The following is a 12903-nucleotide window of genomic DNA, read 5'->3' as shown; positions in this document are numbered from 1 at the left end:
TCACACCTCCGCGGGAAGGTCGTAGGTGCGCCTGAACCTGCTGGACACCACGCACTGGGCGGCCCCGGCGAACACCGCCACCGCGACGGTGACGTTCACCAGGAAGTGCACCGCGGTGAAGTACAGGGTGAAGGGCGCGCCGGCGTACCGCAGGACGAAGCGGTACATGCCCAGGTCCGCCGCGATGGAGCCGGCCAGCAACCCGATCGGCGCCGCCAGCCAGGCGGGGCCGAGCAGGACCGGCAGCGGCGCGGCGAGCACGGCGAACAGGGCGGCGAGCGAGCCCCAGCCGCGGCTGCTGTTGGCCGGGCCGCCGTTGAAGTCCGGGCGGCGCAGGTACAGCGGGATGTGCAGGCGGGCGCGGTGGAAGAACTTCGACAGCACCACCTTGAGCCGGTCGTCGTGGTCGTGCCTGCCCCTGATCCGGTTGTCGAGCACGATGCGGTACCGCTGGGTGACGCGGTGGCCGTACTCGGCGTTCTCGCTGTGGCGCAGGGCGGGGTTCAGCGGGCCCACCTCGCGGAAGACCTCCGCCCGCATGGCGAACAGCGCGGAGTAGATCGTGCTGATCTCGCCCTCGTCGCCGGAGATCCAGTAGTGCAGCTGGAGGCTGCGGTAGCGCTCCACGAGGCTGTCGGGGATCAGCGGCTCGGGGTCGTAGGTGCCGCACACCACCCCCAGGGTGGGGTCGGCGGTGAGCAGGTCCACCGCGTGCTCGACCACGTCCTCGGCCAGCGCCAGGTCGGAGTCGAGGAAGAACAGCACCTCGCCGCGGGCGTGCCCGGCGCCGAGGTTGCGGGCCGCCGGGGCGCCGATGTTGGTGTCGGTGACCACGACCCGCACGCCGTGCCGGTGGGCGACGGCCACGGAGTCGTCGGTGCTGCGGTCGTCGACGACGATCACCTCGATGCGCGGGTACGTCTGCCGCTCCAGCGCGCTCAGGCACAGCTCCAGGGTGCGGGCGTAGTTGTAGTTCGGCACGATCACCGAGACCAGCGGCCTCATCGGGAATCCCTTCGCCTGGTCCGGCGGAGCAGCAGCGGCAGGGGCCGGCCGAGGCCGCTCCTGGTGAAGTCCGAGGAGTTGTTGACCCGGGGGTACGGCTCGCCGGGGACCGGGACCTCGAGGAACTCGCACAGCGGGCCCCAGCCGTCGGCGGGGTCGAAGACGAGCAGCCGCCCGGCGGGGATGGCGGCGACCACCCTGTCCGTGTGCTCCTGGAACAGCTTGACGGCCCGTTCGGGCTCCCGGTCGGCCGCCGTGGCGAAGGTCCGTGCGTCGAGGGTCGTGTCGACCATCCTGACGAACGCGGCGAGGTCGGTGCCGAGCAGCGTCGACAGCAGGACGGCGGCCCTGCCGGGCAGGGACTCGATGCGCCGCCGCTGGGCGAACAGGGTGCGCTGCATGCTGGCCAGCCAGCGCTCCGGGTCGCGCGTGGTGAGGATGACCTTGGCCTTCGGGTAGTGGTCGGCGAGCTGCCGCCAGTAGGCGGAGGTCGGGCCGTCCACGCAGGACTCGTAGCCGACCAGCAGCCGGTCCCAGTCCACCTCGCGGGCGGTGGCCGCGGCCAGCCAGGGCCTGATCTGGCTCGGGTGGGCGAACACGTCCACCATGTGGTGGCACGGCCCGAAGCCGAGCCGTTCCAGCGCCGTCTTGAGCGAGAGCGTTCCCGTCCGGCCGAAGCCGGTGCCGATGATCTGCATGGCCGCTCAGTCCTCGGCCGCGAGCCGGGCGAGCTTCTCCAGGCGGGAGAGCGCGAACCGCTGCGTCACGCCCACCGCGCCGCCGAGGGCGCCGGTGAAGGTGACGGCCAGGTGCACGCCGGAGAAGTACAGGCCGAACGCGGCGCCCCGGTGCTGGTAGGCGAAGCGGTGGGTGCCCGCGTCCAGGGCCATGGCGGCGGCCACCAGCGCGGGCGGGACGAGCGTGCCGGCGCGGCGGGCCCGTTCGGGCAGGACGCGGGGCAGGGCGAGCGCCGGGACGGCGGCCAGCAGCAGGACGCCGCCGATCGCGCGCGGCACGGAGTCCCCCGGCGTCTCCCCCTCGCGCCAGTCGAGCGCGCTGAGGCGGGCGCGGCGGAACACCTTGCGCAGGATCGTCCGCACGGTGGGGTCGTGGTCCTTGCGACCGCGGATCGCGTCGCTCAGCTTCACCTCGTACGAGCGCGTCACGCGGACGCGGTAGTCGGAGGAGACGGTCTCGCGCAGCCGCGGGTCGAAGGGGCCGACCTCGGCGAACACCTTGGCGGGGACCGCCAGCACGGACGCGTGCAGTTCGAGCGTCGGCCGGTGGGCGGGCATCCACCAGCGGTGCATCTGCAGGGCGCGGTACTGGGCGGCCAGGCTCTGCGAGACCAGCGACTCGGGCAGCAGGACGCCGCCCAGGGCGCCGATCTCCGGGTGGTCCCGCAGGATCCGCACCGCGTTCGCCACCGCGTCGGGGTCGAGAGCGATGTCGGCGTCGAGGAAGAACAGGATCTCCCCGGTGGCGTGCTCGGCGCCGAGGTTGCGGGCGGGGGTCGGGCCGCCGTTGACCGTGGTCCGTACGACCTTGGCGCCCATGGACGCGGCCACCCGCGCCGCGTCCTCGGTGCCGCAGTCGTCCACCACGATGACCTCGACGTGCGGGTGGGTCTGCGCTCTCACCGCGTCCAGGCAGAGCCGTAACACGTCGGACCGGTTGTAGCTGGGGATGATGACCGAGACTAGCGGGTGCTCCGGACTCATGATGTGCGCTCCATTGGCCGGGTCAGACCTCATGTCCGGTTCACGCTAGGCACGGCGCCTTGTCCCCTTCTTGTCGGGCGCGTCCCGCGACAAGAACGGGACAAGGACCGCTCGGTACGTTCGGCACCGTGATCGAGCAGCGGCTTGCCGCGCGTACGCCCCGGCCGGAAAGATCCTTCACCGAGCGAGTCAGGCACGTCGTCCGCCCGCGCCGGCGCTGGTGCTGGGGCACCAGGCTGGTCGTCACCGGCTCGGTGGCGTGGCTGCTGTTCGTGCTCTGCCACCTGGCGGCCAGCGGGCGCACCTCGCTGTGGGCGCCGATCGAGCTGATCCCGCCGTTGCTGTTCCTGCTGGTCCCCGTGCTGCTGCTGGCCGTGGCGCCGCTGGCCAGGCCGGTCCGGTGGCGGATCATCCCGCTGCTGGTGCTCACCGCGGTGCTGGGCGCCGGCCGCAGCGGCGTCAACTACGCCACCCTCTGGTACGCGCCCCCGCTCGCGGGTCCTGAGGCCATCACCGTGGCCGCCTGGAACACCGAGTTCTGGGACCAGGACCTGCGCACCTCCGGCGGCGACCGGTACTCGCCCGGCTTCTACGCCTACCTTCACCAGCTGGACGCCGACGTCTACCTGCTGACGGAGTACCTGTACAAGTCCACCGGCGCGAGGGGCGGGCGCTGGACCGCCGACCAGGCACTGCGCATCGACAAGCTGGCCGAGCTGCGCCGCGAGTTCCCCGGCTACCACCTCGCCGCCTCCGGCGAGCAGATCACCCTGTCCCGGTTCCCCATCGCCGGGCAGCGCGGCCTGGACCTGCGCCCCTGGCTGCCCGAGGATCAGCGGGAGATCCCAGGGACGCTGCGCGGCTGGCCGGAGGGCTACACGGTGGAGACGCTGCGTACCGACCTCGACGTCAACGGCGAGGTCGTCAGCTTCTACGACAGCCAGATCCTCCAGCCGCCGATCGAATGGCGGCTGTACGACGCCGGGACCCGTGACGTCGCCCACGACAAGACGCTGCGGCGGGAGGCGAGCTTCCGGGCCATCGCCGCCGACGTCGCGGCCAACCCCCACCCCGTCGTGCTCGCCGGCGACCTGAACACCTCCCCCGCGATGGGCATCCGCCGCCTGCTCCCCGAGCGGCTGATCGACAGGACGCCCGCGCTCTCGTCCCTCTACCCGGCCACCTACCTGGCCGGGACCGCCGAGCTGTGGCGGATCGACTGGCTCTACACCAGCCCCGACGTGACCGTGCACTCCTACGAGCTGCCCGGCGCCGAGGGGCTGTCCGACCACCGGGCCCAGCGCATGGTCGTGTCGGTGTCCTGACCGGCCCCACGGATGAAGGGAAACGGACATGCTGCCTGACGAGGTGGCCTGGCGCGATGACGTCGCGGTCATCGTGCCGAACTACAACAAGCGCAAGACCCTGCGGGCCTGCCTGGAGTCGGTGTACGCGCAGACCTACCGCCCGGCCGAGGTCGTCGTCGTCGACGACGTCAGCACCGACGGCTCCCTCGACCTCGCCCGGGGCTTCCCGTGCACGGTCGTCCAGTCCCCGCGCAACCAGGGGCCGGCGGGGGCGCGCAATCTCGGGGTGGCGAACAGCTCGGCTCCGCTGCTGTTCTTCGTCGACTCCGACACGGCCCTGGCGCCCGACGCGATCCGCAACGCGGTCAAGGCGTACCGGGAGACGCCGGACTGCGGCCTCGTCCAGGGGATCTACGACCTCGAACCGCTCTACGACGACGGGCCCGTCGAGCGCTACCGCGTCCTGTGCGAGCACTACGAGCGCAGCCGGACGACGGCGACGTTCCTGTCCTGCACGCTGATCCCGCGCCACGTCTTCGCCGAGGCGGGCGGGCTGGACGAGCGGCTGCGCGACGGCGAGGACTTCGAGTTCGGCACCCGCGTCCCGGCCCGCTACCGGCGGGTCGTGGCCACCTCCGTGGTCACCAGGGCCGACGACGAGGACCGGTTCTGGGGGTGCCTGGCGGAGCGCTTCGTGCGGTCCACCACCCTGCCGGTGATCATGGTGCGGGCGCGGCGGCTGCGCGGTGAGGGCAAGGCCGGCTTCCAGCTCGACATGATCGGGACGGGCCGGCACAAGCGCCGCAAGGGGCCCCGGCTCTCGTCGGCCTCGGCGACGGCCACGTTCCTCACCCTGCCGCTCGCGCTGCTCAGCCCCTGGCTGCTGGGCGTGCCGGCGGCGGCGCTCTCGGTGTTCCTGTACAGGAACCGGGTGTTCATCGGGTTCGCCCGCCGCCACCGGGGCGTCCGCTTCGCCGTCTGGGTCGCCTGGATGCAGCTCTGCTTCCACACGGCGTTCTTCCTCGGCGCCTGCGTGGGGCTGCTGCGGGTCGCCTACGAGCTGGGCCGCCGTCGGGGCGAGCCGATCAGGACGGGCCCGTCCCCGGTGCCGTCGGCCGGGGCCCGCGAGTGATACCGGACGAGGGCACGGGAGTGGCACCGGAGGAGTCGCCTCGCCGGCCCTGGCTGCGCCTGCCTCGGCTGCCGCGGCCGGTGGCGCGGGCGCTGGTCGCCGGGTTCGCCCTCGCCGTCGTGGCCGCGATCGCCTGGACGATGTCCCGGCTGGACTGGAGCGTGGTCGGCGTCCTGTTCACCCGGCGCGACGCCGGCCAGATCGCCCTCCTGCTCGGCGGCTCGCTGCTGGCGAGCACGGCGGGGCTGTCGCTCGGGTTCCTCGCCTGGCGCGTCGTGCTGCTGGAGCTCGGCCCGCCGGTCAGCGGGCCGCGCGTGGTGCGGATCTTCTTCGTCGGCTTCCTGTCCAAGTACCTGCCGGGACGGGTTCCCGGCATGCTCGCCACCGCCAGGGTCGCCGCGGTCAACGGCATCACGTTCGGCAGGCTGATGACCACGGCGGCGCTCGTCATGAGCCTGGTGCTGCTGAGCGGGTTCACGGTGGGGCTGCTCGCGGGTGTGCAGCTGCTGGGCGCGCGGGCGGCCTGGCTGGCCGGAGCCGCGGTGCTGATCGTGCTCGTCCTGGTGCGCCCGCAGCTCGTCAACCAGGGCTCGGCGCTGCTGCTGCGGCTGCTGCGCCGCCCCGCGGCCGCCAAGGCGGCCTCCGTCCGGGGTGTGCGGCTCGCGGTCACCTGGCAGAGCCTGTCGTGGGTGGTCACGGGCCTGCATCTGTGGCCGCTGGCCATCGCGATGGGCGCGCCCCCGTCCCGCTCCCTGCTGCTGTGCGTGGGCGCGTTCACGCTCGCCACCTCGATCGGCATCGCGGCCGTGTTCATCCCGGACGGGATCGGCGTCCGCGAGGCGGTGCTCACAGCCACGCTGAGCGTGGTGCTGCCCACCCCGGCCGCGGCGGTGGTGGCCCTGGCCAGCCGGCTGGTCTCCACCGTCAGCGAGGTGCTGCTCGGCGCGGCCTCGTTGGCGATCGCCGAGTACCTCATCCGCCGCGACCGGGCCGAGCCACGGGAGGCGCCCCAGCCCGCGGCGTCGCCGGGGCACGGCGGCGGGTGATCTCCGACGCTGTTCACCTGGGTGCTTCGCGGGCAGCGCCCGCCGTTCATCGGCGGGCCCTTGACTGCCCTGGCAGACAGATCGCACCTGGACCGAGGACGTACATGCACCGCAACACCCTCTCCGCCGTCGCGGCGGCCGTGACCCTGCTGGCCGTGAGCGCGGCGCCGGCCACAGCAGCGACACCGGCGGCCACCCCAGCGGCCACCCCAGCAGCGGCCCCAGCGGCGGCCCCAGTGGCAGCCCCAGTGGCAGCCTCGCCGTCCGGCTCCTTCTTCGGCGGGAAGCTGCCGCTGAGCGCGCCGGCGGTGACCACCACGGTGGCGCCCGGCGTGACCCTGACCTCGATGTCGCTCGGTGCCAAGGACGCCGGCGACTACTGGACCGTGCACGTGTACCTGCCGGCCACGATCGACGGCCCGCTCAACACGGCCGGCACCGCCCTGGGCGCGAGGGAGATCGCCGACCGGGTGGCGGCGGCGGTGCGGGAGAAGGGGTTCGAGCCGCGGGTGGAGGAGGTCACCACGGCCGCGTTCGCCGACCGCCCCGCCGGCACGCTGGGCTGGATCGTCCGGGTCGGCCGGTACGCCACGAGCGCCGAGGCCGCCACCGCGCTGTCCGCGATCAGGGCGGCCGGCTTCGCGGGCGGCACCCGCTACACCGCGCAGGACGGCACGGACCCGGGCGCGCCGCAGAAGGTGCACCTGCTCCGGGTGGACTTCCGGCAGTTCCGCGGCACGGTCGGCACCGACTTCGGCGCCGCCCTGAACGGCACGGAGAAGCTGACCGACCTGGCCGCCGCGGCGGGCGCGGTGGCGGGGATCAACGCGCAGTGGTTCTACAACAGCGCCCCGGGCGGCATGTACGTCAAGGACGGCAAGCTGATCGGCTCCGCCACCCAGGGCCGCGCCGGCATCAAGATCACCAGGGGCGGGCGCGCCGTGGACGTGGACACGTACACGGCCCGGGTCACCCTGCGGGCCGGCCGGGACAGCGTCGAGATCGACGGCGTGAACCGGGTGCCCGGCGAGATCTGGAACTGCGGCGGGGTGGGCGGCGACCTGCCCACCGAGAAGCCGCAGCACGACCTGAAGTGCACGGACGCGAGCGAGCTCGTGCTGTTCACCCCGGAGTGGGGCACGCCGCCCGCCGGCGCGGGGGCCGAGGCCGTGCTGGACGCCCGCGGCACCGTCACCGCGGTGAACGCCTCGCGCGGGACCGCCGTGCCCGCCGGCGGGTCCGTCGTCCAGGCCATCGGCGACAGCGCGGCCTGGCTGCTGGAGCACGCGAAGGCGGGCGAGCGGCTCAGGGTGAGCGAGCGGATCGAGGACGGCAGGGGGCGGCGGGTCGCGCTGACCCCTGACACCACGATCCTCCAGGTCGGGCCGTCCCTGGTGCGGGACGGGCGGGTGTCGGTGAACGCGGCGGCCGACGGCGTGATCCGGGAGGGCACCGACCAGACGTTCACCTACAACTGGACCGTCCGGGCCAACCCCCGGTCGATGATCGGGACGGACTCCCGGGGCCGGCTCATGCTGGTGGTCGTGGACGGGCGGCAGGACGGGTACAGCGAGGGGCTGGGCGTGGCGCAGACGGCCGAGCTGATGAAGCTGCTCGGGGCCCGCGAGGCGATGAACCTCGACGGCGGCGGTTCGAGCGTCATGGTCACGTCGGGCGGCGGGATCGTGAACCGGCCGTCGGACGCGGCAGGCCAGCGGTCGCTGGGGAACGTCATCCTCGTCCGGCCGTAGCCGCACCCTGTTCGAACCGGGGCCCTGGCCGCACCGGCCAGGGCCAGTACCGCAACACCGATGACAGCGCTGTCTTGACAGCGCGCCCCCTGGGTGAAACTTTCATACCAGATCGGGGTTGACAACGTTGTCAGATTTGTTGGTACTGGCCTGCTGACCTGCGGAAAGGTCCCCGATGAAGCGATCCGTCCTGACAGCACTCTTATCCCCTCTCCTCGCCCTCGCCCTCGCCGCTCCCGCCACCGCCGCGCTCACCGCACAGAAAGGCCCGGACCCCATTCCCAACCCAGGCCCTTCGGGCACCCCCTCCCCCGGCCCGTCCTACAGCCCGCCGCCCGACCCGTCCGTGGCCGAGCCGGCCCCGCCCGCCGGCGAGGCGCGCAGGGCCGCGCGTGACGGCCAGGACCTGGCCAGAGCGGAGGGTGCCGCCTTCGCCACCTCCTTCGAGGACGGCGACCCGCAGCCGACCTGGCTCAACACGGCCGAGAAGGCCGAGAACGTCACAGGCACCCTGCCCGGCGGCATCGAGGGCAGCATCACCGACAAGATCGCCCAGGTCCGGGCCAGCGGCGAGTACGCGGCCGCGGGCGAGGTGAAGGAGAACCTGGCCGACACCGACGCCAACACCAAGTGGCTGGTGTTCACCGGCACCGCCTGGGCCCAGTACGACCTGTCCGAGCCCGTCGCCGTCGTGCACTACGCGCTGACCTCCGCCGACGACGCCCCCGAGCGCGACCCGCGCGACTGGGAGCTGCAGGGCTCGCAGGACGGGCGGACCTGGACCACCCTCGACACCCGCGCCGGCGAGACGTTCACCGCCCGCCACCAGCGCAAGGAGTACCGCTTCGGCAACACCACCGCCTACGCCCACTACCGGCTGAACGTCACCCGCATCGGCGAGGGCTCGACCCTGCAGCTCGCCGAGTGGGAGCTGTCGGACGGCACCAGCGGCCCCCGGCCGCCCAGCGACATGCGCAGCCAGGTGGGCACGGGCCCGACGGGCGGGTTCGTCTCCAAGCCGCGCGCCGGCTTCACGGGCCTGCGGGCCCTGCAGTACGCGGGCAGCACCACCTCCGGATCCGGCGGCCGTTCCCTGAACAAGGTGTTCGAGGTGGACCTCCCGGTGACGCGCGGCACGGAGCTGTCGTACCTGGTCTTCCCCGAGTTCACGGCGGCCGACCGGCGCTACCCCAGCACGTACGTCTCGGTGGACCTGGCCTTCGACGACGGCACCTACCTCAGCGGCCTCAAGGCCGTGGACCAGCACGGCGTGCGGCTGGCCCCGCGCGAGCAGGGCGAGTCCAAGACCCTCTACGCCGGCCAGTGGAACTTCAAGCGCGCCGAGATCGGCCAGGTGGCCAGGGGCAAGCGGATCACCCGCATCCTGGTGGCCTACGACAGCCCGGCGGGCCTGGCCGGGTTCCGGGGCTGGGTGGACGACATCAGGATCGTCTCGGAGCGCAGGCGGCAGCCGTACGAGGGGCACGCGGCGCACCGGAGCCTCGCCGACCACGCGGTCACCACCCGGGGGACGCACTCCACCGGCGGCTTCTCCCGGGGCAACAACTTCCCGGCCACCGCGGTCCCTCACGGGTTCAACTTCTGGACGCCGATGACGAACGCCGGCTCGACGAGCTGGCTGTACGAGTACCACCGGGCCAACAACGCCGCCAACCTGCCGGCGATCCAGGCGTTCACCGCCAGCCACGAGCCGAGCCCGTGGATGGGCGACCGGCAGACGTTCCAGTTCATGCCGTCGGCGGCCGAGGGCACGCCGGACCCGTCGCGCACGGCCCGGGCGCTGCCGTTCCGGCACGAGCGTGAGGTCGCGCGGCCGCACCTGTACGCGGTCACGTTCGACAACGGGATCAAGGCCGAGATCGCCCCGTCCGACCACGCGGCGCTGGCGCGCTTCACGTTCCCGGGATCCGCGGCGAAGCTGGTCTTCGACAACGTGAACAACAGCGGCGGCCTCACGCTCGACACCGCCGCCGGGGTGGTGACCGGCTACTCCGACGTGCGCAGCGACCTGTCCACCGGCGCCACGCGCATGTTCTTCCACGCCGTCTTCGACCGCCCGGTCACCGGCGGCGGCAGGCTCACCGGGCAGGGCCGCGACAACGTGCTCGGCTACCTCGCCTTCGACGCCGGCCCGGCGCGTACGGTGACCATGCGCATCGCGTCCTCGCTGATCAGCGCGGAGCAGGCGCGCAGGAACCTGGAGCTGGAGATCGCCGCCTCCGACACGCTGGAGGCGGTCAGCGAGCGGGCACGCCGGGCGTGGGACGCCAAGCTGGGCGTCATCGAGGTGGAGGGCGCGAGCCGGGACCAGCTCGTCACGCTCTACTCGAACCTGTACCGGCTGTTCCTGTATCCGAACTCGGGCTTCGAGAACACCGGCACCGCCACGCAGCCGGTGTACCGGCACGCCGTGCAGTCCGCGACCGCCACCCCGCCCAGCACGCCGACCGAGACGGGCGCGCGGGTGGTGGACGGGAAGGTGTACGTCAACAACGGCTTCTGGGACACCTACCGGACGACGTGGCCCGCGTACGCGCTGCTCACGCCGGAGGCGGCCGGCGAGATGGCGGCCGGGTTCGTCCAGCAGTACCTGGACGGCGGCTGGATCGCGCGCTGGTCGTCGCCGGGGTACGCCGATCTGATGGTCGGCACCAGCTCCGACGTGGCCTTCGCCGACGCGTACCTGAAGGGGGTGCCGGGGTTCGACGCCGAGGCCGCGTACGCCGCCGCGGTCAAGAACGCCACGGTCGTGCCGCCCAGCCGGAACGTGGGCCGCAAGGGCCTGGCCACGTCCGCGTTCCTCGGGTACACGACCATCCAGTCCACGGGCGAGGCGATGTCGTGGGCGATGGACGGCTACATCAACGACTTCGGCATCGCGAACATGGCCAAGGCCCTGGCCGGGCGCTCCACGGGCGCGAAACGGGCCCGCTACCTGGAGGAGTACGAATACTTCCGTAACCGGGCGCTGAACTACGTGCACCTGTTCGACCCTGCGACGGGCTTCTTCCAGGGCAGGAACGCCGACGGGTCGTTCCGCCGCAAGCCGGGCGCGTACGACCCGCGTACGTGGGGCTTCGACTACACCGAGACGAACGGCTGGAACATGGCCTTCCACGTCCCCCAGGACGGCCGCGGCCTGGCCAACCTGTACGGCGGCGCCGCCGAGCTGGCGGACAAGCTGGACACGTTCTTCGCCACGCCGGAGACGGCGCTGTTCCCCGGCTCGTACGGCGGCGTCATCCACGAGATGCGCGAGGCCAGGGACGTGCGCATGGGCCAGTACGGGCACAGCAACCAGCCCTCGCACCACATCGCCTACATGTACGACTACGCCGGTCAGCCGTGGAAGACGCAGGCCAGGGTGCGCGAGGCCCTGTCGCGGCTGTACCTGGGCAGCGAGATCGGCCAGGGCTACCCGGGCGACGAGGACAACGGCGAGATGTCGGCGTGGCAGGTGTTCAGCGCGCTGGGCTTCTACCCGCTGCAGATGGGCAGCCCGTACTACGCGATCGGCTCGCCGCTGTTCGAGAAGGCGACGGTGCGGCTGGAGAACGGCAGGAAGCTGGTCATCAGGGCACCGGGCAACAGCGAGCGCAACGTCTACGTGCAGGGGCTGAAGGTCAACGGCAAGCGGTACGACAGGACGTACCTGCCGCACGACCTGATCGCCAAGGGCGGCGAGCTGGTGTTCGAGATGGGGCCGAGGCCGTCGCGATGGGGCACCGGCAAGGACGCCGCGCCGCCCTCGATCACCCGCGACGACCGCGTCCCCGCGCCGCTGCGCGACGTCACGGGGCCGGGCCGCGGCACGGCGTCCGGCGCCGGCGGCGCCGACGTGAGCGCGCTGTTCGACGACAGCTCGGCCACCCGGGCGGCGCTGCCCGAGTGGGTCCGCTACGACCTGGCCGGGAAGCGGCAGGTGAGCTTCTACACGCTGACCTCGGGGGCGCAGGAAGGGCAGGACCCGGCCGGCTGGGTGCTGGAGGGGTCCGTGGACGGGCAGGCGTGGCAGGTGCTCGACGAGCGGGCCGGCGAGAGCTTCGCGTGGCGGCTGCAGACCCGGCCGTTCAAGATCGCCAGGCCGGGAACGTACGAGCACTACCGGATCAGGTTCACCGCCACCGGCCAGCCGTCGCTCGCCGAGATCGAGCTGCTCGCCCCGGCGGCGCCGGAGACGTCGCCGCTGGTCATCGACGCAGCCGGGGGCTTCGCCGCACCCGGGGAGACCGTGACGCTGCCGGTGACCGTGACCAACCACGCCGGCCGTCCCGCCGGCGGTGAGCTGGCCGCGACCGGGCCGCAGGGCTGGACCGTCCAGCCGGGCTCCGCTGCCTTCGGGCCGCTCGCCGCGGGCGCGTCGCAGGTGGTGCCGTTCCAGGTGACGGTGCCGGCCGCGGCGGCTCCCGGCAGCCATCCGGTACGGCTGTCGGCGACCTCCGGCCTGGGCACGACGAGCGAGCAGGTCGCGGTCACGGTGGTGGGCGACGTCGTGGAGTTCACACCCGGCACCCCGGCCGAGGAGCCGTGGCTCCTCGACGAGGACGGCTCCCAGCTCGACGGCGAGGTGCACGACGGCCGGGCCCGCTTCACCGACGGCGACAGCCAGGCCGTCTACCGGTTCGCGCTGCCGGCCGGGGCGACCTGGGGCTCGCTGACGCTGGACATCGGCAACCAGTTCCTGGTCCAGGTCTCCCCGGACAACCAGAACTGGCGGACGGTGCTGCAGGAGAGCGCGAACGTGCGCGACCTGTCCAACCGGGAACAGCGTTCCGTCGACCTCGGCGAGGGACGCTCGTTCTACCTGCGCATCGCGGACAGCCGGCCGCAGGACGGCTGGGGAGCCTGGCTGGCCAGGGTACGCCTGGAGCTGCGCCGCCCAGCCACCTGACCCGAGAACGGTGACCCGCCCGGGGGCGC

General features: G+C 72.9%; 8 protein-coding genes. 5 read left to right on the top strand and 3 right to left on the bottom strand.

Annotated elements, in window-relative coordinates; translation table 11 throughout:
• The 3 genes from HD593_RS20085 to HD593_RS20075 are packed head-to-tail and all read right to left on the bottom strand — an operon-like array spanning position 1 to position 2726.
• Complete coding sequence (locus tag HD593_RS20085; RefSeq protein ID WP_185103618.1) at positions 1 to 1005, bottom strand: glycosyltransferase family 2 protein; 1005 nt, start codon at positions 1003 to 1005, stop codon at positions 1 to 3.
• Entirely contained in the window at positions 1002 to 1703 is a 702-nt protein-coding gene (locus HD593_RS20080) for a sulfotransferase family protein (RefSeq protein ID WP_185103616.1), read from the bottom strand. The genes HD593_RS20085 and HD593_RS20080 overlap by 4 nt, the downstream gene beginning before the upstream one ends.
• 6 nt (positions 1704 to 1709) lie before the next feature.
• Positions 1710 to 2726 (bottom strand): glycosyltransferase family 2 protein, encoded by a 1017-nt coding sequence (locus tag HD593_RS20075; protein ID WP_185103614.1) that lies wholly within the window; start codon positions 2724 to 2726, stop codon positions 1710 to 1712.
• Between the two features lie 128 nt (positions 2727 to 2854).
• On the opposite strand from HD593_RS20075, the gene HD593_RS20070 reads away from it, so the two are divergent.
• The 5 genes from HD593_RS20070 to HD593_RS20050 all read left to right on the top strand — a co-directional run bounded on the left by HD593_RS20070 (position 2855) and on the right by HD593_RS20050 (position 12874).
• On the top strand, positions 2855 to 4051 hold the full coding sequence (locus tag HD593_RS20070; protein WP_185103612.1) for an endonuclease/exonuclease/phosphatase family protein: 1197 nt from the start codon (positions 2855 to 2857) through the stop codon (positions 4049 to 4051).
• A 28-nt stretch (positions 4052 to 4079) separates the two neighbouring features.
• Positions 4080 to 5165: a glycosyltransferase gene (locus HD593_RS20065; protein ID WP_185103606.1), complete on the top strand. Its 1086-nt coding sequence runs from the start codon at positions 4080 to 4082 to the stop codon at positions 5163 to 5165.
• Between the two features lie 20 nt (positions 5166 to 5185).
• Positions 5186 to 6211 (top strand): lysylphosphatidylglycerol synthase domain-containing protein, encoded by a 1026-nt coding sequence (locus tag HD593_RS20060; protein ID WP_185103604.1) that lies wholly within the window; start codon positions 5186 to 5188, stop codon positions 6209 to 6211.
• 104 nt (positions 6212 to 6315) lie between these two features.
• Entirely contained in the window at positions 6316 to 7962 is a 1647-nt protein-coding gene (locus HD593_RS20055) for a phosphodiester glycosidase family protein (protein ID WP_185103602.1), read from the top strand.
• A gap of 175 nt (positions 7963 to 8137) precedes the next feature.
• On the top strand, positions 8138 to 12874 hold the full coding sequence (locus tag HD593_RS20050) for a GH92 family glycosyl hydrolase (protein WP_185103600.1): 4737 nt from the start codon (positions 8138 to 8140) through the stop codon (positions 12872 to 12874).
• Positions 12875 to 12903: the final 29 nt, after the last annotated feature.

The sequence above is a fragment of the Nonomuraea rubra genome (assembly GCF_014207985.1).
Lineage (GTDB): Bacteria > Actinomycetota > Actinomycetes > Streptosporangiales > Streptosporangiaceae > Nonomuraea > Nonomuraea rubra.
The sequence above is the reverse complement of the archived record's forward strand: the minus strand, read 5'-3'. Positions and strand labels throughout refer to the sequence as shown.